Annotated in this window: 2 protein-coding genes; both read right to left on the reverse strand. The window is 43.4% G+C overall.

The annotated features are described in order from the left end of the window. Positions 1 to 258: hypothetical protein (locus FLQ44_RS24180; RefSeq protein ID WP_439144953.1), on the reverse strand; the 258-nt coding region annotated here is incomplete at its 3' end. 9 nt (positions 259 to 267) lie between these two features. After that, positions 268 to 699 carry a helix-turn-helix domain-containing protein gene (locus tag FLQ44_RS20065; RefSeq protein WP_065809548.1) on the reverse strand — a complete coding sequence of 144 codons (432 nt, stop codon included), beginning with the start codon at positions 697 to 699 and terminating at the stop codon, positions 268 to 270. Positions 700 to 1,395 lie beyond the last annotated feature (696 nt).

A 1,395-nucleotide genomic window follows, 5' to 3' on the forward strand; every position in this document is an offset into this window, starting at 1 on the left:
TAAGATCTTTCCACTGGTGCTGAGCTTCTTATGGATGAATGTTGCTACACAACCATCTGGTTGATAGCGTTGAAGCCACTTACCATGCCTGGCGGTTATGTGTGTTGAGCCAAAGTAACCATTTCCGACTTGTAAGCGGATCGGCATATCTACGGTGATTGATGGCAGTGTGTTAGCCGGTATTTTTGAAAAAGACTTAACTCCATCTATAAGCCAATAATCAAACTTCCCAGTTCCAGATTGCGTGAATGTCGGCATTTTCTAAGATTACTCCAGCTCTGAATCTAGTGATTCTCCATTTTTTTTATAACGTTTTAAACTGCTTATTTTATCAGGTGTTTTTTCATTAAGGACTTGAACAAGCTTGCTTAAGTCATAGGTGTTTCGACCTTTAAATTTCTTGCTCCCGGCCTTATTCGGCTGTTTATCGAGTAAGCCAAGCTCTACCAAAGTTGTGATTTCTCTCTGGATAGAACGTTTCGAAACGCCCATTCTTTTTGCCATCGATTCTTGCGAAGGGTAAGGGTGCTCTGTAGTTTCCCACCAGTGAGAAACAAGGTTCATCAACAAATTGAAACCCAAAGGACTAATTGATAGTTCCGCCTGTAGAAAAAGCAGCGATGTAGGGATCGCTGTCCAGCCCATAAGCATGCTTCGTTCTCCCCACTTTTTTTCAAGTGGCTCTGTCTTCGCTTTCATTACGAACCTCGTTTTTTAATTTGTAGCGACACCAAGAACACTCTAACATCATTATTTAATGATGTTAGAGTGTTCTTGGTTATAATTATATATGTATATTCATATGTATAGACATTTTGTCGCCTTTATTTGATATGGTTTTGTCACCATACTTGCTATGAGTCTTACAGAAGACGATTTGTCCGTCATGGCGATATAATGGCGAGGCAACATGCGCTGATAGTGGATCGCCCTGCGTTTCGCAGCCACTTGAGTGGGCTCCCTCACAGAGAGGGATGATGAATCTGATCACAGACATCACGTACGCCACTCGGACTCATAAAAAAAGCTGCCCTAGGCAGCTTTTTTTGTTTGTTATCTTCTTGATTGACAGGAAGGTAAGCAAAAATGTAGTCTCGGAAACGAAAAAACCACCTGGGGAGGTGGTTTTTCGAAGGTTCAGTAAGTTGGGGAACTTCTGAACCGTGGTAACAGGGTGTACAAGACCGCTGCCACCAAATTCGTCCTTCCAGTTTAGCCGTAGTTTGGCTCTAACTTCAAGAACTCTGCATCAGTAATCTCTTGTACACCCTCTACCAGTGGCTGCTGCCAGTGGCGTTAAGTCGTGTCTTTTCGGGTTGGACTCAAGACGATAGTTACCGGATAAGGCGCAGCAGTAGGACTGAACGGGGGGTTCGTGCATACAGTCCAGCTTGG

This window comes from Vogesella mureinivorans, from assembly GCF_007644035.1.
In the GTDB taxonomy this organism is placed as follows: domain Bacteria; phylum Pseudomonadota; class Gammaproteobacteria; order Burkholderiales; family Chromobacteriaceae; genus Vogesella; species Vogesella mureinivorans.

Coding starts and splice junctions, on each gene's coding strand:
- FLQ44_RS20065 (WP_065809548.1), bottom strand. CDS start 699: ATGAAAGCGAAGACAGAGCCACTTGAAAAAAAGTGGGGAGAACGAAGC.